The organism is Granulicella sibirica (assembly GCF_004115155.1).
Lineage (GTDB): Bacteria > Acidobacteriota > Terriglobia > Terriglobales > Acidobacteriaceae > Edaphobacter > Edaphobacter sibiricus.
On record NZ_RDSM01000002.1, the window covers coordinates 1 to 26,276 of the forward strand.

Genomic DNA, 26,276 nt, shown 5'->3' on the forward strand with positions numbered 1-26,276 from the left:
CTTGAATGCCGCTGTGTGGTTCCGACGGGGACGTCTGCTCATTCCATCTCCTCTTTCAGGCCATCTTAGGCCACTTCAGACGAGATCCTCCACCTAAGCCCTTGTTCAGTTTCCCCGAGCCACCTCTTATCACACACTCTGGCTATCATCTTGAGGTTGAACGGGTTTGCCGCGGAGTCATTTCATTTTGCTAGCGCGGCTTTGGACGCATCGATCTCACCACCGCCCGACCTGTTGGTTTTCGACGTTTTGATGCCAGGGATGACTGGAGTTGAGTGGGCTATCAAGGTGAAGACTTTGCTTCCTCCTTGCAAGGTGCTCCTGTTCTCGGCGGAGGCTCGCACAGAAACGTTGATGAGTCGCGAACAGCAGGAAGAACGCAGTTTGTTCTGTTTGCAAAACCGATACATCCTCTGCAACTTCTTGGCGCCATCCGCGACTTGTGTCCCGAACCGCTTGATCTCTCAGATGATCATCTTCGCGGGGTCGTGGGTCGTCCCTAGACTTAGGAGTGGAGATAAGCCCGCTCCAATGATCCGTCCTCAACGTTTAGAATTCCGGCTTGACAAAAGCCTGCTCTGCGGATCTTCGCCGGCATGTAGGGTGATATGCCATACACGCGATTCGAACGTTTTTGGGTTAACCATGATCCCGACGGCCTGGACAAAATCGATACGGGGTTCTGCGGTGGGTACCCAAACGCGGGAGACAAAGTTTTGAAATACCTAGGGTTCGTCTCGAATGGAGACGAACACCAGAGAAGTGATCAGTCAGGCGGTCATGGCTGCCCTTTAGGAAATGTACTGCATTGCAGATACGGTGTGCACCCGCACTGTGACGCGCTCCATTGGAAGATGGGACCGTCAGATTGAGCTTTTAACGAGACGATTCACTTAGCCCAGTTTAGGGCTTAAGCTTGAGAGGCTGATGAACGTGAGAGCGCAGCGAGAGGTACAGGTCGCAATCGTCGATGATGATTCTCGCATTAGGGAGTCCCTTAGTAATCTTGTGGAAGCTGCTGGATATATTTGCGCCGTGTTTCAGTCCGCTGAGGCTTTCTTACTATCGCCGGCTTTGGTCAGAGCCAGATGTTTAATTACCGATGTTCGTATGCCGAATATGGATGGCATCGAGTTGCAACGCCGGCTCAAAAAGCAACGACTTGATCTCCCTGTCATTTTCATAACTGCGCACGAGGATGACATCGCAGAGAAGCGGGCTCTGGCCGAAGGCGCGGTATGCTTTTTGCACAAGCCCTTTAGTTCTTCAGAACTGCTGAAATGCATCGGACGTGTCTTAGTGAACTAGCTTCCGCGAGAACCAGTTCAGGATTTAACGAATCAGGTCGGCAACCATTGTCAGTGCGAAATGTGAGGGGCAGCTTCGACATGCATACAGCGTTTTTCGATGACCAGAAGAATCCTAGCCGATTTCAGCTCAGCACAGCATAAGAAAACTCGATGGAAACGTTGAGCAGCACAACCGAAGTTTGTGTCGGGAGAGTGTTCCCGCGCACGGATAGATCGATTGCGACTGCTTGGAGTTTCCAGAACGCAGACCGCCGCAAGCCGTCTGTTTATTAATTTCGCCGTGGTTGATGCCCGCCATCTCAACAACACCAACGATAACTCAAGCGAAGGATGCTTGCATGTGGCTCGGGTTGCTCCTCATTTCCTCTCTAGACGACTCATCTGCCTACGAGTACGGGCGTCTGACCCCATCTCACCACCGTCAAGAGAGCCTCAGTCCAATATAAATCGAACAAAGTGCGGAGGCTCTTGCAGACAAGACCTCCCGCTGACCGCGTGGAACGGCCCTCTCAGTCAGCCATCGACGAGTGCAAACAACGTGGGAAGGCTGCATCACATTTCCTGTGCCGATGTCATCACGAGAGAAGGTGCCCGGCACATTTCCCCCTTGAGAGATCGACGGGCTCCATGACCTAACACCGCGGAGCAGGGCCGATGCGCTTACAATCGCAACGTGTTTCGAGCATGTGACGCCTTTGCGCGCATTGAGCTACGAATGGCGGGACAGGAACATGGAGAGTAGTCGAGGTCAGTTTGCCTAGCGGAACTTTGCCGAACCAGAAGTCTCGTAGACGTGAAGGATCTTGCTCGATAAAGCTAATCGAGTGTCATTCACTTCCGCATCATTGATTTCAACATATGACGAATGACCTGTCCTGACGTGAGATGGCCGGCGAGCGGACCAGACGTGATCTGTTCGGCATCAAGCATCGCCAACCCATGCAGCGTAGACCATATCCAGACGGCGTTGACTTGTGCACCCTCCGCTCCTATGCAACGACGAACTCGATGAAGCAATAAGCTGAATGCGTCGTTCCCCACCTTGCTAAGTTCAGTTCCCGCCGAATCCCTCGAAAGGCGCGATGCGAACATCAGGCGGTATAGACCGCGATTTCTTTGAGCGAAGCTTAAGTATTCGTCACAGGCCTTCGTAAAGTCCCGGCGTGCGCTTATCCCCGAGGCAGGTGCAAGTTCGGCGCAAAACTCCTGAAATCCCTGCGTCGCCACAGCCCTCAGCAGATCTTCTCGATCGGCAAAGTGCCGATAAGGTGCAGGCTGAGACACACCCAGGTGAGACGCTAACCCCTTCAGGGATATGTCTTCATGCGCAGTCGTTTCTAGCGCTTCACGGGCGGCAGCGATGAGGGAAGCACGTAGGTCACCATGGTGATAGGCCCTCGTGGCGCCCTTCGCTCCTGCAGCGCGAGCAGTTTTGCCCAGTATTTGCGGTGACTCGCGGTTCATGATTGGTATTTTCCTGCCTCGGCGCACAGCGCGTTTATGTAATGTAGCATTACATATGTGATTGAAAATCACATACTCGAAAGGCGCAATCAATGCCGGAACTCGACCTTGCAAGCATTCATCTTCCGCACACCAATCCTTATCTCATGGGAAACTTCGCCCCGGTCCTGACGGAAACCACTGCCTTCGACTTGCCTGTAGAGGGTGAGATTCCACGCGAACTGGAGGGTCGACTTCTTCGGATCGGGCCGAATCCTACGGGAACGCCAGACGAACAGACGCACCACTGGTTTATGGGCTCAGGGATGGCACACGGACTTCGTCTGCGTGGAGGGAAGGCGGAGTGGTATCGCAACCGCTTTGTGGTGGACGACATCACCGCATCGTCCCTCGGACGGCCTCCCCTGCCAGGCCCACGAAACGGCAGATACAAGAATGTCGTAAACACAAATATCTTGGACATTGCTGGGCGCACCTACGCCACCGTTGAAGCGGGCGGCCTACCGGTCGAACTTACGTACACTCTCGAGAGTGCCGCCCGATCTGATTTCCGCGGTAGTCTCCAGCATGGCTTCGTAGCTCATCCGAAGCTGGATCCCAAGACTGGAGAGCTTCACGCGATCACTTATGAGCCCGGGCTTAGCAACCTGAGCTATATTGTCGTGGGTAAGGATGGCCTCAGTCGTTCGGTCGCCGAGATTGCCGTGCCAAACAACCCAATGGTTCACGATATGGGTTTCACTGCGACCAAGGTGATTGTGTTGGATCTCCCCGTAACCTTCAACAAGGCAGAGGTCGGCCGCAGTTTTCCTTATACATGGAACGCCCAGTCGCCAGCACGAGTGGGCATACTGCCGCGAAGCGGGAATGTTGCCGAGCTGCGCTGGTTCGAGGCTCCCGCATGCTTCGTCTTCCACATCATGAATGCCTTTGATCGAGACAACACGGTCGTCTTGGACGTGGTACGCCACTCCCACACGTTCGATCAGGACCGGCGCGGCCCCAGTGAGGCTGTACCGCGCCTTGCGCGCTGGACGATTGATCTCGCCACCGGTTCTCTTCAGGAGTCAATACTTGAAGAGCGTGGTTGTGAGTTCCCTCGCTTTAACGACGCATACGCTGGCCAGGCTTACAAGTACGGTTACACCGCTTCGATGGAGGGATTACGCTTCGGTCCGGCCTACAAACATGATGTGAGCACCGGTCGCACGGAAGTGCATGACTATGGCCCAAGTTGTGTAACGCTTGAGCCGGTTTTTGTTCCAAAGCAAGCAGCATCCGCGGAGGACGACGGCTGGATCATATCCTTCGTGTACGATGCTGCGCGCGACGCATCCGATGTCGTCATCGTGGATGCGCAAGCATTCTCCGAGGCACCAGTCGCTAGGATCCGCTTGCCGGTGCGTGTCCCGTTTGGGTTTCATGGGAATTGGGTCCCTGATCCCGTCTAGCTATCGCCGGTAGCTATCTGCGGCTCGGTGTGGAGAACGTCGAATCGTATCGGCTGAGTTTGCGTCGCGCCTCATGCCGGAAGCGGCCAGCGACAGTGATCTGCGAAAGGCGGCCCGAGGAGTTCCAACCATTGCCTTCGCGAAGCCACCATCTAGTTTAAGGCATCACATTTCTTGATTGACATAGTGTCTTCAGAATCCCCAATGCGAACGGTATCCGAGATTCAAGGGACAAATAATGAAAAAGACGATCGAATTTCCGACTTTTGACGGTCTGTACATCCTTCGCGGAACGGCTTATCTCCCAGACGGCGCGACAGGACCTGTTCCAGCAATCATCGCTTCAAGCGGGTTGGGCGACAGTGCAGAACGCCTTGAACCGGTCGCCGAGGCCTTCGCTCAACAAGGATTTGGTGTTCTGACATATGACCACCGCAATTGCGGAATCAGTGACGGAATGCCCCGGCTGGAGATCGATCCGATAGCCCAGGCCCGTGACATGAAGATGGCCATCACTTTCGCCCAATCATTCGAGCATTTTGAATCGAAGCGTCTGGGACTTTGGGGAACCAGCTTTAGCGGTAGTCATGTATTGGCCGTCGCGGCCTATGACAAACGAATCAAGGCAGTCGTCTCCCAAGTCCCATGGATCTCGGGCGTCGAGGTGGTGCTTCGCACTGGCGGGCTTCCGCTCATGGAAGCCTTTCAACAGGTCATTGATAGCGAATGGAGCAAGGTCTTGGCTGGGGAACCGTCGCCAACAGTAGTCCTCGGCCGCACTAAGGACGACCCTTCGACCGAATTTTCGCTCTTCCGAGATGATGATGCAATGAACTACTTCGCCAACGGGCCAATGGGCACGCCTGCCAGTTGGGTTAACGGACTCACGCTTCGTTCGCTCGCTTATTTTCTCGATCACGACATCCTTGCTCATGCTAAGCGAATTAGCCCGACGCCACTGATGATGATCCTGGCTTCGGAGGACAAAACAATGCCCGTTGAGCCGGCCTACGACTTTTTTCAAGCGGCGCTTGAGCCCAAGGAAGTCGTAGCCATACCCGGTGGGCATTACGACATTTACATGCCAGACCGTACCTTCACCCAGGCTACGGAAGCCGCTGTTAGGTGGTTCAAGAGCCATCTCTAGTACAGGCTAGTATGTCGGACTGATCGGAAGAAATCCTAGCTCGGTGTCCGGACAGACTCGTGCTTCTTTCATCAGTTGTCTGAACTCGACGTAGCAGTCCAGTATTGTTAGGCGACCCGGCGATACTCGCCCACGAGATAAGCACCTTCTTGCTCGTTCGCAGCCTGTTATTGGCATATCACTGACCACTATGCAATTTGCTTCTGATCTCATAACATGCCGCAGGCGCTTTGGGGCACGCGGGTGTCGGCCTCGACGGTGACCGATCTGAACCAGAAGATCTACAAGCAGATCGAGCAGTGGTGCCAGCAACCGCTGGTGGGCGATTTCCCCTATGTTTTTCCTGGATGGTCTGTGGCTGAAGCGCAGCTGGGGCGGCGAGGTGAAAAACGCCTCGGTGCTGATGGCGATTGGCGTTGCGCAGAGCGGCTATCAGCAGATCCTGGCGGTGAGCGAAGGCGCAAGGAAGACGAGGCGAGTTGGACGGAATTCCTGCGCGGCTTGAAGGGCCGCGGGCTGAAGGGCGTCGAGCTCTTGGTGTCGGACAAGTGCCTCGGGCTGGTCGAGAACGTCGTCGACTTCTATCCCGAGGCGAAGTGGCAACGCTGCGTGATCCACTTCTACCGCAACGTCTGGACGGCGGTGCCAACCGGCAAGGTCAAGCAAGTGGCGACGATGCTGAAGGCCATCCATGCCCAGGAAGATGCCGAAGCGGCGAAGCAGAGGGCTTGCCTGGTCGTTGAAAAGCTGCGGGCGATGAAGTTGGCCAGGGCGGCCGAGATCGTCGAGAACGGCATCGCCGAGACGCTGAGTTACTATTCCATGCCGCCGAACACTGGCGCTGTCTGCGAACCAACAACCCGTTGGAACGGCTGATACGCGAGAACCGGCGATGAACTCGAGTCGTCGGAGCCTTTCCCGACGGCAACTCCGCGCTCATGCTGGGCGCCGCTCAACTCCGGCATGTGGCCTCGACTCGATGGGGAAACAAACGCTATCTTGAAATGGACCGGCTCGCCGAGGCCGTCGCCATCGCCAGATCGTTTGCTCTTGTCCCCCATGGGGGACAAGAGCGAGTTGTTCGGGCGCTCTTGATTACTCACCTAGTACGAAGCGTTTTATAGCTTTAGTGATCGAACACCACTCTCAGACCAAGGACGGGAGCATCAGAAACGCGGCGATCTCCACTGGGTTTCCAGACATATTGAAAGTCGGGCCATAGGCTGAACCATCGCGAAAAGACGATCTTGTAAGAAACCTCGAGATTCGTCTGTGACGCTCTACCAGGTAGATGTTGCGCCTGCAGATCACGGTTCCAGTCGCGGCTGAAATGCGCATAGACGATGCCGATAGCAGCAATATCTGAGGGTCTACGCGGCGTGAGCCCGACGAATCGAAACCCATCAGCCGTTTCAAAGTCGCTCCTGTTTAACACTCGAGGAGCCGCGGCTAGACTTACTTGGGCGTCAACGCCACGATGGCTATATGAGCTATCTGGCTTTCGGGCTCGCCACAGCGCATAGCCCGCGTTTGCAAATAGGGCATCGTTCCCATGCGTCAAAGCATGAGAGCCGAAACGCTGAAAATAACCAAAGTTTGAAATCAACCCGAACTTGTAAACGCCGGGATGGGCCTTGGAAGGGTCGCTCGACTTCCAACCGATGGAGACTGCGGCGAGTGGGGCATTACGGAGGTCGAATCGTGTTCCGTTTTCGTCTCCTTCGAACATGTTGTGGGTCCCACTGAGGACGCCAACTTTGAGGAAGATGCTCTTGGTGGGATCGAGCAAGATCAGTAGGCCCGGCTTACCTGCAGGAGGTACAGGGAGATATAGCTCCGTGACGGTAGGCAAACCACTTGCGAGGGAGTTATTCACCCAGGTTTTGAACGCACTACCTTGGTCATCGAACCCGATCGCCTGGTTGCCAAATTCCGTCCCAGCTGCGATTTGGCCCCCGCGGATTGTAAGCTTTTTCTGTAAAAGAACCTGCTGCCAGTAATACTCGTTCACGCGGATGGTGTGCGTTCCGGCGATCGAGCTCGTTAGATCCCACGCCCCAATATATGTTGTCGCCAGATTTGATCCCGTTTGGAAAAGTCCGCTTGCGAACACCGAAGCGCCGGGAACTCCTGCAAGTCTCGTCAGATCTAGGCTGAGGGTCGCGGTCGTGCGACCAAATACAGTTCCCACTTGAGTCCGGCCACCTGACGGGTTTCCCTGAAAATCATACATATCTTGTAAGGAGAGCTTTATGCCATGCTTTTCAGCTCCAGCGCGCCAATGCGGCATGAACGCGCCTGGTATCTCGCTCCCATTGCCATCCTCCAGAGAAGGAGAAGAGCCGGCAGATGTTCTTCCACTTTGCGCTCGTCCGGCACAGACCACCACGCTCATGAGTATGGCTGCAATGATTGCTATCGATCGCGTGGCACTGTTTCGCAGTCGTGATGTGGTCATTGCAATTTGCCTCATCCTTGCACCTTCAGAATTTCGACGGACATCCGACGGGGAGTCACGAATCCGTCGGACTGGAATGTTGCGAGTTCGTCTCATCATGCGGTGCAGCACCAGCGATGTCTTTTCGAATCACAGGAGCGACTGGTGAACAATGACGCCTTCCCACTCCGCCGGATGGTCTAGGAGATCTTCGAGAGGTTGCCGCAACTCCTCCGCAAGCTGATATTCGAGATGCAGAGAGAGTGGCCCACCTCCTTGCGTATAACAAGGCCAGCGGCTCTTAGGTAACGCGATCGAGCTGTAATCGCCTTCTTTGAGGCTGTTGGACTTGCGCTTCACATCGCTCAGCCGAACGGGACGCTCCCGAACTGGGCAGAGTATTTGAAGTGTCCACTTAACTTCAAGGAGGAGCGTAACTCCAGCTACCCGACTCTGCATATCCAGCTCGCTCTGACCCCGTGCCTCAGCCGGGGCTGCTTTCTGAGTGAGTCTTTGACTCATCCGTGTTCGGCTCACGCATAGCTTGTCCTCCTTATCTAGTTCGCGTTCAGCGCCGTCCCTAATCAAATCGCAAACCGCTCGCAATGCGCTCCGCCAGCATAATCACTGTCAGGTTGATCGGAGGTGAGACTATCTCTGGAAACGATGAGGCGTCTGCGACAAAAATCCCAGATAGACCATGTATCTCCCCCTTAGAATCTGTAACCGACACGTTCGGATCAGCACCCATTGGTGCTGTCGAAGTGGCGTGAAAGTAGATACCGCCGCTTGCATTGATGGCGGAATCCATGTCGTCATCGCTTTGCACGAGAGCGCCGGGCGCTACCTCCTGTTCGATCCAGTCTGCGAGCGGTCTAGTCTCCGCAATTCGTCTGGCGATGCGAATGATCTCTCGCTGCCGTTCGCGGTCACTTGGGTCAGCGAGAAGGTTGTAATCAATCCATGGAGTCACCAAGGGATCAGGACTTTTCAAGCGAAGTAAGCCTGTTGATCTTGGAAGGACCACTGAAGCCCAAATGCGAAGTATGTGAATAGGGGTACCAGTGTGATCAACGTCGGGCTGAAAATAAGCAGTGAGTTGCAAGTCAAGCTCATCCCCCGTAGCATCTTTCGATTTAGTCCACAGTGCGACACTGCCGTTCGGGGGATCGACCTTCGCATCAGGTTTCAACTTGTAGCCCAACGCGAACATCGGCTGCTCCTGCAATCGCGAGCCGACTGGAAGGTCGGCCACAACCTTGATCCCCAGTGTGCTGAGGTGCTCTTTCGGGCCTACCCCCGAGCGAAGGAGAATTGCTGGCGTTCCGAAGACGCCAGCGCACAGAACGATGCAACCCGCCTTGATAGTTTCTCCCCCTACCAGCACCACCTCGGAAGCTCGATTCTTCTCAAAGAACAATCGATCTACCTGGGCCATGCCCCGAATCGTGAGGTTTGTTCGGGCGCGCACATCTTCCTTGAGATAAGTCATTCCAGCGTTGAATCGAACGTCATTCTCCATGTTCCGCGGTTCGAGACCAACACCCTCTTGATCAGAACCATTGAAATCATCGATCCATTTGTACCCGGCTTGTATCGCCGTATCGACGAATGCACGTGAGACTGGATTGACCTTGTCGAGTTGCGGCTGCCTTATCGGCCACGGACCGCTCCGTCCATGCCACATGTCATCGCCGGAGGGAGTATTCTCAAGAGTCTTGTAGGTCTGTAGAGCATTCTCCCAAGTCCACTCAGTGAGACCATGCTCCTGCCATCGGCTAAAGTCGCTCGGTCGGGCCCGTCGAGAGATTGCACCATTGATCGCGGAGCCCCCACCCAAAAGCTTGCCTGCAAGTGCTGCAATCGTGTGTGGCCGCCCGGGAGCGCTCTGGTAGCCCCAGATAAATCGCGGTTCCGAAGTGAGCCCATTCATGTTGGTGAGCGGCTCGGGATAGGTATTCGGGAAGTAAGCCTCACCTGCCTCCAGCAGCAATACGCTACGCTGGCTTTCCTCGCTCAATCGACTTGCGAGAACACAACCGGCAGAACCCCCGCCAATGACGATCACGTCAAAACTATTCATGCCATCCTCACATTTTCAAAATACAAACTTCATGCGGCCATCTCCTACCCGGTGCGTTTAGCTTTTGGGGTAGCCACGATCGCAAGTAGAAAAGCAATCACTACGAAAAAGGTGGGAGTCCAGTAGTTCCTTAGCCATGCATCGCGTGACATCTGCTAATCAGCCGGAACACCTTTCGACTTCCACCGCCCAATCTGCTGGTTAAACGGCACCTCGAAGATGACTGTGACGAGCATTACCACCAGCGAAGCGAAGCATGACCCAATCATCAGGTTCTCGCACGTTGGGCTAGCAATCGCGCGCCTGAGCCAGACGACGCGAGAATGGCCAGAAATACGAATGGCATGACCTTCCGGAACAGTTTGTCATCCATATTCTGGCGGGCTGTCCAGGCGTCACCTCCTAGCTCTTGAGCGGCACTTTGCTCCAGCGCGACTGCCAGCATCATGCCGGCCAACAACCCCCTGGAGAAGACCGCACCTCCTCCGGCGAATTTGCGCGGAAGCCGTGAGAATCATTTGTAAACCTCGAGCGTTGCTGTTCCAAAGGTGCCTTGCCGCAGCCCTTCAAGTTCCGGCCGGCAATCATCTTGCCGGCGGGAACTCGACATTGGTTAGGCTTCCTTCAAGAGTTCCGTTCGATACCTCGGAGCAAGGGTATGCGCCTTCTCGATGAACTGTTGCTGTTGTTCCTTATCAAGCTTCGGGGGAGCTGTCGTGCGAGTGGCCACGGGGACTCCAACCTGCTGGAAGAAATTCTCCTGGCCGGCCGGAGAGCAGATGCACAGGAGGCGAACGGGCTTCGAAGAAATATTATGAAATTGATGCGGGGCGTTGGAAGGAATGTTTACGGTATCTCCGGCCCTCACGATCGACTTCTTTCCGCGGAACGTCGCCTGCATTTCTCCTTCCAGAAGGATGAAGGTTTCTTCGAAGTCATGACGATGGGGACCGGGTCCACCGTCTGGAGGAATATGCATATCGATCACGCAGAAGCGGCCATTGGTTTCGTCACCGGACACGGTGATGGTGTACGTGTCACCCACAAGACCGATATGCTGAAGAGTCTGGTCGGTGTCAGGCTTTGCAATGGTGAGAGTGCGCTGTAGATCATCGGGGGGAAGCGGGGGATACTGCGATGTTGATTCGGACATGCTTGTTCTCCTTGATGGAACTTGGTTACTTTTCTGTGCAACTGAAACGCGAGGGCCGCTTGAACAAATTCCAGCACCGACAAGCGCAGCCAACCTAAGCGCAGAGCGGCGCGTGATATGTGCCATGACTACTTCACCTTCGCCGCAAACTCTTGAAAGAGCTTTACCATCTGCACAGGCTCTTCTTCCGGAACGAAGTGTCCACAAGAGGAAATTGTCTTTCCGGTAACGTCGCTGGCGACAGCTTCCACCATCTCTGCCACTTTTGTTCCAAGGCCCTTCTCTCCTCCAATAGCAAGTATCGGGATCTTTACCTTGTCCTTCTTCAGCGGCGTGGTCTGTTCGATTGTCGTGAAAGCAGCACGATAGATGCCCATAGACCCGAGCACACCTTCGGCCCCGCTGAACGTGCGGAGCGTCTCGCGAATAGACTCCTCGGTAATGGAATTTTTATCCACCGTGGCCCGTTCATAAAACCACGAAAGAAAAGCGCGCTCGTTGCCAACAATCAGACGTTCGGGCACACCCGGCGCTAGCGGCAAGAGCCACCACCACATCGATCCTTTTGCCGCAGCCTCCGGTGTATAGACGATCACCTTTGTTAGGAACTCTTCAAGCATGGTGGGAACCTCCATATAGACGAGACCGGCGACTTCTGTGGGCTGATCGGCAGCCCACAGAAGAGCGGGCAGCGCCCCCATATCGTGAGCGATCAGAAACAACTTTCGACCGTTCCCAAATTCCAGTTCTTTTGCCAGGGCACGAAACTCTTCTCCTAGGGCACGAGCGTCGTAGCCCGACGTTCCCGGCGGCTTATCGGAGTCCCCATACCCACGCATATCGGGCGCCAGCACCGCGTAACCGGCCTCTGCCAGCAACGGCATTACCTTGTACCAGCTATGCGCAGTCCCGAGAAAACCGTGCCATAGCAGAACGGGAATGCCATGAGGATTGCCACCGACCCAATAGTGCAGACGCGTTCCATTCACGATCGCGGTTTCGCGGCGAAACCCGGCTACTTTATTTACGTTTTGGTCTGTCATATTAAGGTCTCCTAGGTCATGGGCTGCATCATGGGAGCAGTGGTTACCAACAGCTTGATGAGCTCACTACCCGCGGGCGAGGCCCAATCCTGCACCAACTCCGCGATGGCCGTATTGGTCGTAGTGAGCACGACGCCCGCGTGCTGCATGCGTTGTCTTGCCAATTCTTCCTGCACAGGCCAGGAAGAACCCGATGCATCGAGAATGGCCTGAACACTATAACCAAGCTGCACTACGCTGATACTCGGGAAAATGAGGCAGATATCCGTTGTCACGCCACCCATGATGAGGTTCTTTCGCCCTGTCGCCTCAACCGCCGCGCTGAAGTTCGGATCTGCCCAGGCGTTTACGATACCCGCTCGCTTTACACGATTCTTGTAGGCGTCCGGTGCAGCTTTCTGCAGGGCTGGGGCGACCGGACCCTGCGTCTTGTCTTCTTGGCTTGAAGTCAGCACAATTGGCATCTTCAAGGTCGTTGCTGCATTCGCGAGCATCACGGCGTTCCTCAGCGAAACATCTGAGCTCGTGGATCGAATGAGTTGCAACGTACCGACCTGGTAGTCTACCAAGACGAGTGCGGTGTTTTCGGCCGTGAACTGGCCTCGCATTCGAAACTGTGGGTTCTTGAACATTTCATTCTCCTTTCTATGGATCGAAGAGATAGCAATGCACCTTGAATATTCGTGCTCAGTCTTTGACGACGCGTTGGTACGGTATCAAAGGGTTTAGCTCTGCAGATTCTTCCATTCAGCCGCTTCTTTCGTAGCGAACGCCTCATAGCTCGGGGGATCGTGCCTCAGAAGCTTGGTGATGCTTGCCACTTCCGTCCCGGTGGAAGCAAATCCCCTCTCGAAATAATCTTTGACTTCATGCCCATGAAGTGGTTTTGGGAATCATGTCCACACAGGGCGGCTCGATAAACGAGCCGCCCTTGGTCCTAGTCTGGCCCGACAAGATCAATCAATGAATCAAGAATCCATTTCTGTTCGTCGTAACGTGAAACACGTCGGCTTACATCGAGCGGCATCGACGGCATGAGTTCTCCTAGGGGATGGTCTGTGGCGAAATCGTCGGAGCGAAAGTGAGCTTCGATTCTTGAATTCTAGATGGGGGAAAGAGGGCTGCATATAACAGGTTTATTTACGTCCGAACCGAAGCTGGAGGCATCACCATTCGCAAAAACGTTATGCCTGTCAAGTACGAGGGGATAGTGGCCCGTGCAAGACAGTTCACTGATTGGGTAGTGGGAGCGGCGCTGCGCTCAATCCCCGACAATTGGAAGGTCAATATCTTGAGTTTGCTCTGAGAAGATCACGTTGGTCGAGCGCGAGGGAAGCGCTGCCCATGCGACGCAGGAAGAGACAATGGATGTATATCAGAGCACTAGCAATTGCGGTCTAGTGCGTGAATCCCCAGCCTATCCGCCATTCTAATTAGCTCGGCTAGTGATTGGGCACCCATCTTTCGCATCACCTGGCCGCGCTGAATCCCGATCGTGAACCCGCTGTTCCCTAATTCCGCTGCTGTATTCTTGTTCGCGAACCCTGATACCACGAAGGGAAGAACTTCGCGCTCACGCGGAGTCAACTTTGCGTACCGCTTGCGCAACTCCGATTGCTGAAATCTCGCTTCTCGCGCAGCGCGATCGCGCATGAGCGCCTCCTCTACTACCGGAAAGAGCGTGTCTTTCTTGACCGGCTTGAGGAGAAATTCAATCGCGCCGGACTTAATAGCCCTAACCGAGGTCGGAATGTCGCCATGACCTGTAATGAAGATAATGGGTGGACCATGACCTTCGCGGATTTGCTTCTGCACCGCAAGGCCGTTGATATCTGGTAATTCAAGATCAAGTATCAAACAGCTAGGACAATCGGGTTTGCTTGACTCTAGAAACTCAGTCGCTGTCGCAAAAGCAACCACACAGTAGCCGGCCGAAGTTAATAAACTGCAAAAAGCCTCACGCACCCTAAGGTCGTCGTCGACAATGAAGACCATGGGAGACTCTTGAGTTTTCATGATCGATCCCAGCGCCCTACGGGTAGAGTAAAGCGAAAAGACGCCCCCGGACTCTCACATGGCTCCATCCAAATCCGACCTCTGTGCGCTTCAATAATGGATTTGCAAATTGACAGACCCATCCCGATACCGTGATCCTTGGTAGTAAAGAAGCTTTCGAAAACGTCGTTTCCATCCTTCACCCCAATACCCTGGTCCCGGACTTCAATCAACAGCTCCTCATTGCTTTGTTGGCTCAGCCGCACGATAACTCTTCGTGGCAGCTCGTTGATTCCTTCCATGGCATCCATTGCGTTGATAAGCAAGTTGAGGATCACTTGTTGGATCTGCACTCGGTCGCCCCATACTACGGGCAGATTGCCTTGCCAGTCAGTCTGAACGGCTATCTGACGTTTTGAGAGTTCATTTTGGACTAGCCGAAGCACTTCGGAAATAATTTCGGTAAGGTTGAGCGGACTCGCCACCGGGGCCGATCTCCTGAACAGTTCTCTCACACGGGTCATGACATCACCCGCCCCATTAGCATCGCGGACAATCCTGCCGATGTCACGACGAGCATTCGGCAGGTTCAAGGTTCTTTCGTCCAACCAGTGCATCGAAGCTTCGGCGTTCGATAGGATTGCAGCGACTGGTTGACTGACTTCATGAACAATCGACGCAGCAAGCTCGCCGGCGGTCGCGACTCTCATCGCTCGTGCAAGACTCAAATGCAGTCGTTGTACCTCTTGCTCTCTGCGATGTGGTTCATTCATATCCACCAGCAATCCATACCAGCGGATGATTTTTCCCGATGAGTTTCGCAGGGGCCAACCACAACTCTGAAACCAACGATAAGCTCCATCCGGCTGCATGCGTTGAAATTCAGCTTGAAAGGGTTCTCCGGTGGCCACGGCATGATTCCATTGGTGGGTGACCTCGTCCACGAACTCCGGATGAATGCGGCTCAGCCAGCTCTGGGCCGCCAACTCACCGGCTTCATCAGCGGGACGGTAACTTAGGTAGTGTCCATTGATGGAATCGACGTACCCATCCGCCGCCGCGGACCATAGCCCAGGTATCGTCTTGACGGTAAGACGCAGCATTTCTTCGCTTTCACGGATTGCCTGTTCTCGAAGATGTTGCTCGTTGACGTCCATGGTCGTACCCACTATCTCAATAACGTCTCCCTTCGCGTTCATTACAGGGTGAGCGATCACCTGCATCTGTCTGATTTTGCCGTCCGGATCAACAATCCGAAAATACGATAAGAATTCTGCACGCACCCCGGCCGCGATTTCTTCCAACCCAACGTCTACCGATGAGAGATCTTCGGGATGGATCCTCCCAGCAATGAGTTCGAACGTGGGAGATGTAGTATCCGGGTCACACCCTAGAATTCGAAACATTTCTTTTGACCATGAAGGGAAGCAATTATTCTGTATATCCCATGTCCAGCTGCCACAGTGGGTCATGCGCTGTGCCTCATTCAAAAAGCTCTCGCTTTTCCTCGCCCGTTGTTCCTCACTTTTTAGGTCGTCGATATTTATACAGGCGCCGTACCACTTCTCAATCTCTCCTGATTCCCCTCGCAGAGGGACAGTGTATGTGCTGAACCACCGGTATTGCCCATCCCGGCCACGAAGACGCGCCTCATAATTGCCAGCCCTGCCCGCAGCTATGTCCGCTTGACTCTGTTCAGCGTTCTGAGCGGCATCTTCGGGGTGCAAGATAACCCTCCATCCATCCCCGCGAGCCTCGTCGGCGGTGAGGCCTGTATAGTCCAGCCAGTTTTGATTGTGGAAGTCTGCGACACCGTCGCAATCCCGCGTGATCACCAAAATTGGAATGGTGTTCAGGGCTGGCCGAATCCAGTCGTCGGACCGAGGAATTTTAGCATAGAGCTCGACATTGCATAGTGATTGTGCTCCTTGAGCAGCAATCAGATCGAGAACCGCCCTCCGAGCCGGTGTGAACACCTTCGCCTTGAGGTTGTGTTCGAGGAAGAGGATCCCTTCAACCTCGACATCTCGGATGAGAGGAAGACAAAGCATGCAGCGGACTGTAGAGGAACGGAGGTACTCGTCTTCTGAGAAGGGGTGGCCCTCCGCGCAGTCTCCGATGCTAACCGCCTGCTTTGTGTCGATTAACCGCCTGAACACTTGTAGAGGACCTGCTGATGGTGAGCAATCAGTCTGCAACAGACTGACTTCGACTTCACCGCAATCCAAAAGCGCGGACGCTTCAATACGCAAGTTTCCGTCGCGGAGACGCACGAGCAGGCCACGATCCGCACCTCCATGTCTGAATGCTGCCTTCATCAGCGCGCTGAGCAGATTGTCATTGACCGTCTCTGAAGAAAGCGTCCGCACAATCTCCAAGGCGGTACTTAGTTCGACGAAACTCTCTAAATCGGTGCTTGGCGCAGCGGAAGGAACATCCGAAGAAGAATCATTGAAAGAAGAAAGCATAGCCTAGACCCTCCCGATATGGATTTTCCGGACCAACTGCTGGAGCGTACGCAGACCCCTCGGCACGGTTTGCATAAGTGCGACTAAGCTGATGCCGAAGCCGACAGACCAAACGGAGTTTCGTCGGCATTGCCGGCAGTAAACGTCAGCGCGGACAAAGTCCCCCTGTCATGTAGTCATATCGACGTCAAAAGGCTCCACATCAAACTATCGAATTCGGGTCGAGTCTCCGGCCCAAACTTTAACTTCGGCTGAACCGCAAGCAACGCACGCATAGCAAGCATTGCAGCACGATCTGGCAAGTTTTCCTTATGGTGCTTGATCATCCTTCACTCCAAGTGCTTGCGTGGTCGCCAGTGCGGACTGCTGGACGGCAGGCAGATTAGGACTTCCATGCCTCAGCTGTTTCTGTGGCAAAATCTTCGTAGCTATGTGGTGTACGACCAAGCAACTTCGTCAGGCGGACGACCTCCGTTTCGGTTGAGGCGAAGCCGCGCTCGAAGTAGCCCTGAAACATCATGCGGAGGTCGTAGGCGCTCCAGCTTGGCATCCGGGCGCGCATCCCGCGCTCCCACTGATCGAAGTCGTGACCGGTGTACTTGATCTCTTTGCCCAGCAATTTGCTCCACAGGGCTGCATTGCCTGGACCGCTGATAGGAGTAGGCGCAACGATGTCGTAAGTTTGACCTTCATGTCCCTCTTCAGTCAGTGAAATCGCTGCTACTTCGGCAATGTCTCTCACATCTGCCGCAGCAATGCCGGCGGTGCCGAGCGGCATGGGATACACGCCGGCCTTCGTCAACGCATCCCTGAGGCCCAGATCGTTCTGGATGTAATAGGCCGGACGCAGGATGGTGTACGGCATTCCAAATTCATGGAGGGCACCCTCCACTGCGAGTTTGGACGCAAAGTGAGGCACATCGCGAAACTGATCAACCTTGAAAACAGACAGATAGGTGATGTGCTTCAGGCCGACCCGCTTTGCGATGCCATAAGCGATCAGCGCCTGCGTCAACTCGTCCGTAACGACGGCGTTCAGGAGAAAGAGCTTATCCACTCCGTCCATTGCCTTTTCGACGGATACTGGGTCGAGCAGGTCTCCGATGGCAACGTCTACACCAGCCTGGGCCTTGCTGGCCTCGGGCTCCTTGCGCGCAAGCACACGGACGGCCGCACCCCGCTTCAGCAGCTCTGAAACCACGTTGCCACCGACATTGCCGGTGCCTCCAATTGCCAGAATCCTCATCTTTACCCTCCCGTAGTGCCTCGTTTGCAGCGTATTAGTCGTAGACAATGAACATGCAGATTGCGAACATTGTCTTAGTAAAGGATGCCTCGACTTAGTGGAATCGATATCTACTCAACCGCAAAGCGATATTGCATGAATGCAATTTGGAGACCAGTAACTGTAAGGGGGAACTTCAAGATTAGAGGATCATTACAGACTAGAATTGCTTTATGGAAGTAGCCGATCTAAATGACATCCGCATCTTTGCTGTGGTCGGACAGGAAGGCACCTTGACTTCCGCCGCGGGGAAGCTCAAGCTGCCAACCTCGACGGTGAGCAGAGCCCTGACGCGCTTGGAGAAAAGCTTGGGCGTTTTGCTCATCCGTAGGAGCTCCCGAGGGCTTGTCCTTACCGATTTTGGCAGAGACTATCTGCAGGTATGCCGACGTGCCCTACGCACCCTGAATGAAGGCGGCGAGACTCTCGTTGCCACGCGTGAGAGGCCTGCTGGTCTATTGAAGATCGCGTGCCCAAGCACTATGGGGCGCTTTATTTTTGCTCCCTTGCTCAATGAATTTCTTGAACGGTACCCCGATCTAAGGGTTGAAATTGAGCCGTATGCTCCTGGAGGCGACCACGAATCGCGAGACGATGTTGACATTTTGTTCAAGGTGCGCGTGCCGCGTGACTCTATTCGGCGGCTACGCCCATACCCTGGAGTGAGGCGAGGACTTTTTGCGAGTGCAGGCTACATCAAGGCCTCCGGCACTCCAGCCCGACCCGAAGACCTTCTCTCGCATACGTGCATTGGGCATGGACCATGGAAGTTGAGTCGAGGTAATCAAACGATTAGTCCAAACATTCAGTTTCGAGTCGCCATTATGGACCCTATGGCGCTGATGGAACTCACCTTGAAACACTTCGGTATCGCAGTACTGCCGGTGTACATGGCAAAGTGGCCTGAAGCGGCCAACAATCTCGTTTCCGTTCTCCCACGCTGGAATTTGCCTTCACTCACGCTCTGCGCAATTTTTTCAGGTCAATCCCACTTGACTCCGAAGGTTCGGGTTATGCTTGACTTTTTGGGAGAGTACATTGGCACGGCTCGCGATCCGCGGCTGCATGGGTGTGACTCCAAAGGGATCTTCACGGATTGACAACTCGAAAAGATTACCGTTCAGCCGGAAGGCTGATGCTGTGACCTTCAGCATTAGTTGGTGGGTTTTCTTTAGCGCTAGTTGGCGGTCCAACGGGTATGTTAAGAGTCGACTGAGTTGCCGCACTAGTCGAATCTGAATCTCGACCCAGTGAGTGACACGGCCTGTTTCGCCAAATGAGAATGCATGGGCTGATTGCTTCCGGGAAGCTGACTACGAGACGCAGAATTATGCGACATCCAATGGTGTCATTGCTCATGCCGCGCCAACACTTTGACCGACCAGCCAGAGTTTCTATCGTTGCTGTTCAACCGAGCAAGGCTGACTGATTGGAGAGGTAAAGGGTGAGCGCGATCCGCCCCTCGTTGACGTTCCAGGTATGCAGCGAGTACGTCACTGCGCCGGACCGGATCAATGGATCCTGCTGGGCGAGCTCATCGGCGACCTCGCGTGAGGCGGCCTCGATGATCGTCAGACCGTTTAGTTCGCTCCCATCGGTCGGCCCCGACATGAACACGCGACCGTCCTTCTCGTTGCCGTGCATCCATTCCAAGTGCTCTGACAGGTGTTCGTGCAGCTTACCGCCGTCCTTCGTGTGCCGCAGCATGGCGTACAAGATCTTTGGGTTTTTTGTGGGCATTTCGGTCATTATCAGTCTCCTTTGGAGCGGGACAAAGTTCTTTTGCTTGAAGTGTTTGGTTGGACCCCTGGTGCTCTCGAGTCGAGATGACGGGAGAGCTTACTCTTGAGCAAGCCGTCTGGCGCGCCGTCTTGTCGCCGCCGTGAGACAAGTTCACCTTCGATGCGCTGCAACGTCGCGATCAGGTGATCGATCTTGGCCGGATCGGCCTCGATTCCTCCCAACAGCCGGTACCATTCTTCGCCGAGCCGCCGGCGGGTCTCGGTTGCAAGTGCAGTTGGATAGAGGCGTACCCGCCGAGCATCGTTCGGGTCAACCGTCCGATTTACAAAACCTCTTTCCTCAAGGCCGCGCAGCACCCTACTGAAATTGCTGGAAGTAAGAAGGGTGGCCTCAGAAGCAGCGCGCGCGGAAGTGCCGGGGTTGTGATTGATAAACCTCAAGACGCTGATCTCGATGGGCGTGCCTGTTGGGAACGTCTGATCGCCCGCAGATTGGATCAAGCGCGCGATCGCTAGGATCAGCTCCGCGAGATCAGAAAGGTGTGTAACGTCGTCGTCCACTCGAAATCCTCCCTTCTGAATATAGTTATCACATAATAGCTATCGTGTGATAGCTTTATGACTTCAGCACGGAACAAAGTGCTTCGTGAACCTGAACAACGACACCGGATTGGTATCGCAGAACGTTGCTCCAAGGAGGCAGACAATGAGGATTCTCGTCATCGGCGCGACCGGCGGCACAGGGAGAGAGATCGTTCTACAAGCGCTAGCTAATGGCTACCAAGTGAACGCATTGGCGCTCTCAGCCGCGGACGCTACGCCGCTACTCCCTGGAGCTGACATCATTCAAGGCGACGCCTTGGATGGCCAAGCCGTCGCAAAGGCACTGGCCGGGTGTGATAGCGTCATCAGCGCGTTGGGAACGAAACTTGCCCTGCTCCACAAAGAGACGCTTCTCTCGACCGCGACGCGCGTCCTGATCGGCGAGATGCACAAGAAGGCCATCAAGCGTCTGTTGTGCATCACCGGGATCGGCGCGGGGGACAGTCATGGTCATGGCGGCTTTCTGTACGACCACATCGCTCAGCCGCTGCTCCTTAGCTCAATTTACAAAGATAAAGATCGGCAAGAAGATGAGATTCGCAAGAGCGGTCTCGATTGGACAATCGTTAGACCCACCAACCTGACTGACGACCCCGCCACTGGCAACATACGCGCCCTCACGGATTTGACCGACTTCCATGGGGGCAGCATCGCGCGAGCGGATGTTGCCCACTTCCTCATCACCGAGCTTGAGGATCGACGCTGGGCTTGCCAATCGCCGGTAATTACGTCGGGAGTCGCGTGAGCGCAAGGCATCACGAACGCCCGACCACGTTTTCGAGTCGGCAGAACACGCAAGCGAATAGGTGAAGGCTAATACAGATATGAACTTTCTTAATAAAGTTGCAGTTGTGACAGGTGCGAGCCAAGGTATTGGAAAAGCCATAGCTACTCGACTCGCCAGCGATGGAGCAACGGTCGTCATCGACTATAGAGATCAGTCTGAGATGGCTGACGAATTGATCTCGGACCTGAAGGATAAAGGCTACAAAGCAAGCGCTTTTCAAGCCGACATGAGCAAAGGTGCAGACTGTGACGCACTCATCGAGCACGTGGTCAGTACCTTCGGAGTCATCGATATCTTGGTCAGCAATGCCGGAGTGGAGCATTTCGGCAAGTTGGAAGATATCACCCAGGAAGATTTCACCCGTGTGTTTTCCATTAACGTCGCCGGACAGCTTTTCGTGACTCAAGCCGCTTCCCGTCACATCCCGTCCGGCGGGCGAATAGTGCTGACTTCGTCGGTCAGTGCCCGCCGTTCCGTCTTGCACCATACGCTTTACGCCGCTAGCAAAGCTGCCGTTTCAGCAATGGTCCTTAATCTGGCGCCAGAGCTGGGCGAACGTGGAATCACCATCAACGCCGTTGCACCTGGGGGCACACAAACGAATATGGCAAAAGATGCGGGGAAGCTATATGTGCGGCCGGGACTGGAAGACCTGCCGTTTGACCGGTTGATGAAAGCCACGTCAGCGTTGCGACGTCTGGCACAGCCGGAAGAGATCGCCGCCGCTGTGGCGTTCCTCGCCTCTGATGAGGCGTCCTATATCACCGGCAGTACGCTTGCTGTCGATGGCGGAACGTATTGACACAAACAGCGGCCAGGTGAAGTCACCTGGTTTTTAAGTGGGCTTACCAGTCATCGTGTTACCTGAGGATTTTGCTCTCTGAGCTCACTCTGGAGCAAGAACGCTCGATGTTGTCTGCTGCATCGGTGTGCCTCATAAATTCTGACACACGCATCGCCTCACAATGTTCCTGGATTGGTGCCAAATCGCCAAAGTACCCACCGAGCACTGAAGCGAACGGCCGATACGCTTCAAATATTAGAAACGTCACGGTCGGGCAGAACGGAGAAGCGTCCGGTATACCGTCGGCCTAGAGATGGAGAATAACTCCGCCAAGTCGCTGATCGTGTACTGGCCAGTTCCATGCATGCGGCTCAACTCCTTCTGCTGTTTGTCTGACAGCTTAGGCTGTTTGCCCCGGAGTCTGCCTTTTGCGCGAGCGATCTGTGGACGGAGCGCCGGGTACAAGAAAAGGACATTCCTCTTTCGGGCGAGACGAAGCAGGGCGCATTCCACCTGGTTCAAGAGGGGAAGATCTCCTTCTTTGTATCTGCGTAAGAAATCCCCCCGCGGTGAAGATGCCAAACGTTAAGCCAAACCAAAGCGCTTGCGGCATCGCACTGAGAAATCCTCTGTGCCTCGCTTGCGTACCTCTCACTCAGAAACGCTCTCGAGAGCTCTCAGGGCGGTATCAGGAGCTTGCTCGTTTCTTCGCGCCGCCGAGTGGGGAAGTCTCATCGCGGCGGCGAACAAGAAGGCATGGAAAGCGCAGAGAAGAAGAAAAGCCGCTGTGAACGCTCCCTGCGCTGCGTGGCCGGTGTGGGCAGTACCTAATCTCCACCCTAGAAAGGTCGCACATACAGTCGTAAGAGTCGGGCCACCGATGCGCATGACGATGTTCAGAGTCGTCGTCGCCATTGGCAGGTCTTGCTTCTTTACCGAGGAGTACGCGGCAGAGATGGAAGGAACGCCAACACTGCTAAGACCGACGCCTCGGATGAAAAGTGCACATGCGAGAATCGCGATAGCAAGCCCGTGACACGCCATGTAGACAAAAGGCAAAGTGCCAACAAGCGCCAATAACGCCCCTCCAGCCGATACCTTACGGTTCCCGAACCGTTTCACCCATGTTCCTACAAATGGATAGCCGCACATCATGCCCAGACCAAGTGGAGCCAGCAGCAGACCAGTTGCGCTGGGAGAACGTCCCCCGACGCGGATGAGAAAGATAGGAATGAGCATCTGTCCGGCGAAAGAGGTGCCGTTCGCCATGAATTGAGTAATGGCAGCCGCCGAAAAAGCCTTGCCCTTGAACAAGCGCAGGTCAAGGAGAGCGCGATCTCCCTTTTTGGTTGCCCACTTGAGAAAACCGATGAACAAGACAATGGAGAAAGCGAGAAACAGAAAACCCGAGCGATCGAGAATGTGATCTGATCCGTAAAGAAACAGCACCAGACCAGGAGACAAAAGTGCGAGGCCGAGAAGGTCAAGATCGCGGGGCTTCGTCTCTGCACGATCGTTAGGCAGGAACAGGAAAGCAAGGAAAATCGCTAAGACGCCGATCGGAAGGTTTACCAGAAAAAGCCATCGCCAGGATGCGAATTGCAGGATCGCACCTGCGATCACTGGGCCCAGGATGGGCGCTATCAAGATGGGCATTGCCGCAAAGCCCATCACGCTAGCCATTCGTTTTCCGGCAGCGCGCGCCATCATCATTTGAGCCATCGGCGCCAACAGGCCTCCGCTCATACCCTGTAGAACGCGAAATCCAATCAACGAATTCGCGGACCAGGCAAGTCCACAGAACGCTGAAGAGATGGTGAACGCGGATAAGCACCAAAGATAAAGGGCCTTAGCTCCAAGGCGGTCAACCAGCCAGCCGCTCAGCGGCAGCATCAGCGCTAGTGCGAGAAGATAGCCGCTTGTGACCCATTGGATCGTCGAAAGGCTGCTGTGTAACGTAGCAGCAAGACTGGAAAGAGAAACGTTAACAACCGTCGCATCCAGTTGCGAGATAAAAGAACCGAGTACGGCGACCGAGCTTATCTTCCAGATCAAAGGATCAAGGAGATCCGATTCAGCAGAGTCGTCAGTGGGTGTCGGCACTGGAGTCCTCCGGAGAATTACCGCCATAGAAGTGGCCGAAATGGCGCGCGGCCTGCAAACCCATCAGGAGAAAACCGAATCCGAAGGCAGCCGCGTGGGTTGTGGAACGCAGCCTGAAGTCTCCCACGCGACAGATCAAGACATACGAAATGAGTAGATTGAGAAACCCCCACAGCATGTTTACGGTCGAAGAAGAGAGTCCCCTACCGGGCGGCTTGGCAAAGGGGCTTTGAAAGGGACGACCTGTCATTCCGCTCACGAAATGTGGAATCGTATTGCAGAGGAAGAAGCCACCAAAAAAATAAGAGATGTAATGCAACCATTCCATTGTTCAACCCGCCTTTTGTTGAGTAGATCCGCGAACTTAAAAATCGCCAACGCGGTTAAGCAATTCCACCGCGGAGGAGAGCGCTTCCTGTTCTCTGGGTGCGAGCTGTGCATGGAGGGCTCGAAGGAGCCAGTCCTCACGTGCCACGCGGCCGGTCTTGAGAGACTTCTGAAAGACGGGTGTCAGGGAGAAGATGGTTTGTCGTCCATCGGTTGGATCGGGCTCACCGCTCACAACTTTGAGCGTTTCCAAGCTGGCGACCGTTACACGCATCGATTGGTGACGAACGCTTTCGGCCTTCGCGAGGCCCGCAACCGTTGCGGGGCCATCTCGCTCCAAGCGATGAACGACTGATTTCTGAGCCGAGGTAAAGTCGCCTGGATGCGCCTGCTCCCGAAGACGTCGATTGAGTTTGCCAATCGAAACGCGGAGTTCACCCGCTAGTGCCGCTAGTCGTGATCCTTCTGAGGCTTTTGAGTCAGTAACCATAAGCACAGAATAACAGGTACACAGTATTACTGTACAGTTTTACTGTGTATTGGTTTATATTGAAGTTCTATGACGGAGGCAGAGAACAATGACTGGGTTGAAATCGATGGGTGAGGGTGGCCTATCGTATCGACGGGAAAGTGGGAACGTCTCGGATACGTCGCTCAGGCGATCGCGTTCCTGCTGCATGATGACTTCATTTCAGAGAAAACATTGATTTGCAACGGCGGGCTGCGCTTTTCGGCTTAAGCGGGTCTATGCTGCCCGCCTTGGAGGCGTGACCTTGAAAAGCAAGAATGAAGGTCCTTTATCACCCCACCTTATCCACGTCCACGTCTGCCTCAAATGCGGGCGTGCATCGCGGCGGGAAGATCCGGATGGGACGCCTGATGTTGCCGGTGTTTTTCATTGTTCACAATGTGAACATGAAGGTCCCTTGAACGAGGCGGTGATTGAAGAGACAGACGAGCGTCTCCGCCGCTAGACGGCCAATGGAAGCCTCTGCTGGTCGCCGTCGCTCTTCCGTTCGAACTTCCTCTTAGCTGATCTCACGTACTCGCTGGTCAAACGAGTTCGGTCGTCCGCGCGAGTAATGAGCGTTGTTTTCACCGTAAGGGTTGGTTCATCCAGAGGGCGCATCGTTAATCCGTTTCGTGCGACCCGCCAAGCGCCAGTGCGAGTCAAGAATGCTACTCCTTCATGCTTGACCACAAGGTGCGCTGCCTCTTCTGCTGTCGTGAAATATTGAATTTCGCGAGGCGCAATTCCGAGCTCTTTGGCCCGAGAGAGGATCGAATCATGCATCGTAGGATGGACATGTTTTCCAAATAGCACCCACACTCGATCATCAAAGTCGTCCAAATATGCGGCTCGCTTTCGCGCGATGGCGTCCTCCGCTTGCATAAGGGCGAATAAGTGATGACTTTCAAGTTCTAAGAAATTCAGCCGTGAGTTTTCTTCTCCCGCCGCGACGATGGCAATGTCTAATTCGCCCGAACTGACTTGGCGCATCAGTTCTTGCGAGAAATGACTGTGAGTATGAACACGCATGGTTGGAAAGAGTGGAAGCCGGACAGAAAGCATCGTCGAAATGATGTACGGGTCAATGTATGGAGAGCTTCCAAAGTTGACGACGACCTCCGCTCCTTTGGCCGCCGCGCGAGTCAAATGTACGGCGCGTTCCAAATGAAACACCGCGAGTTTCGCGTGTTCAATGAAGACCAGGCCAGGTTCTGTGACCTCAACTCCTTGGCTGCTTCGCACAAATACTTTGACGCCCAGTTGCGACTCCAGATCCTGTATCTGCTTGGTGAGCCCAGGTTGGGTCAGATGGAGGCGGGAAGCGGCACGAGAGAAGTTCAACTCATCGGCTAACACGATGGCGGATTGAAGGAGACGAAAATCAATCTGACTCATGGGCCCAAAACTCCGGACAAGACCTGTGGAACCCCTGCCTCCTAACTAAGATGTGACTGACTTTCTTCTGGGTTGGCCGAAGCACTATTCCGCCGAGTAATAGTTCCCGCACAACTTTTCATTGGACGGGAATCGAAAGAGTACACATGCTTAGGCATAGCGTTCGGGAGCGACGTATGAGCCTAGAT

24 protein-coding genes are annotated in these 26,276 nt (G+C 54.5%); 7 read left to right on the forward strand and 17 right to left on the reverse strand.

The window, feature by feature from the left end; translation table 11 throughout:
* The first annotated feature begins 927 nt into the window (after positions 1-927).
* Entirely contained in the window at positions 928-1,308 is a 381-nt protein-coding gene (locus tag GRAN_RS10865; RefSeq protein WP_128913094.1) for a response regulator, read from the forward strand.
* Positions 1,309-2,141: 833 nt separating this feature from the next.
* On the opposite strand, the gene GRAN_RS10870 is transcribed toward GRAN_RS10865, so the two are convergent.
* Positions 2,142-2,774 carry a TetR/AcrR family transcriptional regulator gene (locus tag GRAN_RS10870; protein ID WP_128913095.1) on the reverse strand — a complete coding sequence of 211 codons (633 nt, stop codon included), beginning with the start codon at positions 2,772-2,774 and terminating at the stop codon, positions 2,142-2,144.
* Positions 2,775-2,866: 92 nt separating this feature from the next.
* Here GRAN_RS10870 and GRAN_RS10875 point away from each other — a divergent pair, with 92 nt between their 5' ends.
* The 3 genes from GRAN_RS10875 (at position 2,867) to GRAN_RS10885 (ending at position 6,248) form a co-directional block, all read left to right on the forward strand.
* Entirely contained in the window at positions 2,867-4,225 is a 1,359-nt protein-coding gene (locus GRAN_RS10875; RefSeq protein ID WP_128913096.1) for a carotenoid oxygenase family protein, read from the forward strand.
* A gap of 238 nt (positions 4,226-4,463) precedes the next feature.
* A complete protein-coding gene (locus tag GRAN_RS10880) occupies positions 4,464-5,372 on the forward strand; it encodes an alpha/beta hydrolase (RefSeq protein ID WP_128913097.1) in 909 nt (302 codons plus the stop codon).
* A 216-nt stretch (positions 5,373-5,588) separates the two neighbouring features.
* The gene (locus tag GRAN_RS10885; protein WP_161570932.1) at positions 5,589-6,248 is read left to right on the forward strand and encodes a transposase; all 660 of its coding nucleotides are present in this window, start codon (positions 5,589-5,591) and stop codon (positions 6,246-6,248) included.
* Positions 6,249-6,498: 250 nt separating this feature from the next.
* Here the strand turns inward: GRAN_RS10885 and GRAN_RS10890 are convergent, their stop codons facing one another.
* The 9 genes from GRAN_RS10890 to GRAN_RS10930 form a co-directional block, all read right to left on the reverse strand.
* The gene (locus tag GRAN_RS10890; protein WP_161570933.1) at positions 6,499-7,767 is read right to left on the reverse strand and encodes a carbohydrate porin; all 1,269 of its coding nucleotides are present in this window, start codon (positions 7,765-7,767) and stop codon (positions 6,499-6,501) included.
* Positions 7,768-7,959: 192 nt separating this feature from the next.
* Entirely contained in the window at positions 7,960-8,268 is a 309-nt protein-coding gene (locus tag GRAN_RS10895) for a hypothetical protein (RefSeq protein WP_128913100.1), read from the reverse strand.
* Positions 8,269-8,389: 121 nt separating this feature from the next.
* Positions 8,390-9,892: a GMC family oxidoreductase gene (locus GRAN_RS10900; RefSeq protein WP_128913101.1), complete on the reverse strand. Its 1,503-nt coding sequence runs from the start codon at positions 9,890-9,892 to the stop codon at positions 8,390-8,392.
* Positions 9,893-10,505: 613 nt separating this feature from the next.
* Entirely contained in the window at positions 10,506-11,045 is a 540-nt protein-coding gene (locus tag GRAN_RS10905; protein ID WP_128913102.1) for a cupin domain-containing protein, read from the reverse strand.
* A gap of 128 nt (positions 11,046-11,173) precedes the next feature.
* Positions 11,174-12,088, reverse strand: coding sequence for an alpha/beta fold hydrolase (locus tag GRAN_RS10910; RefSeq protein ID WP_128913103.1), 915 nt, complete (start codon positions 12,086-12,088; stop codon positions 11,174-11,176).
* 11 nt (positions 12,089-12,099) lie between these two features.
* Entirely contained in the window at positions 12,100-12,720 is a 621-nt protein-coding gene (locus GRAN_RS10915; protein ID WP_206662753.1) for an isochorismatase family protein, read from the reverse strand.
* Positions 12,721-13,471: 751 nt separating this feature from the next.
* The gene (locus GRAN_RS10920; protein ID WP_241654500.1) at positions 13,472-14,083 is read right to left on the reverse strand and encodes a response regulator transcription factor; all 612 of its coding nucleotides are present in this window, start codon (positions 14,081-14,083) and stop codon (positions 13,472-13,474) included.
* 17 nt (positions 14,084-14,100) lie between these two features.
* Positions 14,101-16,551 carry a PAS domain-containing protein gene (locus GRAN_RS10925; protein ID WP_128913105.1) on the reverse strand — a complete coding sequence of 817 codons (2,451 nt, stop codon included), beginning with the start codon at positions 16,549-16,551 and terminating at the stop codon, positions 14,101-14,103.
* Positions 16,552-16,933: 382 nt separating this feature from the next.
* On the reverse strand, positions 16,934-17,797 hold the full coding sequence (locus tag GRAN_RS10930; protein ID WP_128913106.1) for an SDR family oxidoreductase: 864 nt from the start codon (positions 17,795-17,797) through the stop codon (positions 16,934-16,936).
* 212 nt (positions 17,798-18,009) lie between these two features.
* Here GRAN_RS10930 and GRAN_RS10935 point away from each other — a divergent pair, with 212 nt between their 5' ends.
* Complete coding sequence (locus GRAN_RS10935) at positions 18,010-18,936, forward strand: LysR family transcriptional regulator (RefSeq protein ID WP_128913107.1); 927 nt, start codon at positions 18,010-18,012, stop codon at positions 18,934-18,936.
* A gap of 307 nt (positions 18,937-19,243) precedes the next feature.
* Here GRAN_RS10935 and GRAN_RS10940 read toward each other — a convergent pair whose 3' ends face one another.
* Together GRAN_RS10940 and GRAN_RS10945 are read right to left on the reverse strand one after the other, a co-directional pair.
* Positions 19,244-19,585, reverse strand: coding sequence for a YciI family protein (locus GRAN_RS10940; protein WP_128913108.1), 342 nt, complete (start codon positions 19,583-19,585; stop codon positions 19,244-19,246).
* 2 nt (positions 19,586-19,587) lie between these two features.
* Positions 19,588-20,139 carry a MarR family winged helix-turn-helix transcriptional regulator gene (locus GRAN_RS10945; protein WP_128913109.1) on the reverse strand — a complete coding sequence of 184 codons (552 nt, stop codon included), beginning with the start codon at positions 20,137-20,139 and terminating at the stop codon, positions 19,588-19,590.
* A 145-nt stretch (positions 20,140-20,284) separates the two neighbouring features.
* Between GRAN_RS10945 and GRAN_RS10950 the strand changes: the two genes are divergently transcribed.
* On the forward strand, positions 20,285-20,926 hold the full coding sequence (locus tag GRAN_RS10950) for an NAD(P)-dependent oxidoreductase (protein WP_128913110.1): 642 nt from the start codon (positions 20,285-20,287) through the stop codon (positions 20,924-20,926).
* A gap of 79 nt (positions 20,927-21,005) precedes the next feature.
* A complete protein-coding gene (locus GRAN_RS10955; protein WP_128913111.1) occupies positions 21,006-21,770 on the forward strand; it encodes an SDR family NAD(P)-dependent oxidoreductase in 765 nt (254 codons plus the stop codon).
* A gap of 246 nt (positions 21,771-22,016) precedes the next feature.
* On the opposite strand, the gene GRAN_RS26650 is transcribed toward GRAN_RS10955, so the two are convergent.
* From GRAN_RS26650 to GRAN_RS10980, 5 genes are all read right to left on the reverse strand, one after another.
* Entirely contained in the window at positions 22,017-22,265 is a 249-nt protein-coding gene (locus GRAN_RS26650) for a helix-turn-helix domain-containing protein (protein ID WP_277751223.1), read from the reverse strand.
* A gap of 138 nt (positions 22,266-22,403) precedes the next feature.
* Positions 22,404-23,855 (reverse strand): DHA2 family efflux MFS transporter permease subunit, encoded by a 1,452-nt coding sequence (locus GRAN_RS10965; protein ID WP_241654502.1) that lies wholly within the window; start codon positions 23,853-23,855, stop codon positions 22,404-22,406.
* On the reverse strand, positions 23,839-24,183 hold the full coding sequence (locus GRAN_RS10970) for a hypothetical protein (RefSeq protein WP_128913113.1): 345 nt from the start codon (positions 24,181-24,183) through the stop codon (positions 23,839-23,841). The genes GRAN_RS10965 and GRAN_RS10970 overlap by 17 nt, the downstream gene beginning before the upstream one ends.
* 36 nt (positions 24,184-24,219) lie before the next feature.
* Entirely contained in the window at positions 24,220-24,672 is a 453-nt protein-coding gene (locus GRAN_RS27020; protein ID WP_128913114.1) for a MarR family winged helix-turn-helix transcriptional regulator, read from the reverse strand.
* A 480-nt stretch (positions 24,673-25,152) separates the two neighbouring features.
* Positions 25,153-26,088, reverse strand: a complete 936-nt coding sequence (locus GRAN_RS10980; RefSeq protein WP_128913115.1) for a LysR family transcriptional regulator — start codon at positions 26,086-26,088, stop codon at positions 25,153-25,155.
* Between the last annotated feature and the right edge of the window lie 188 nt (positions 26,089-26,276).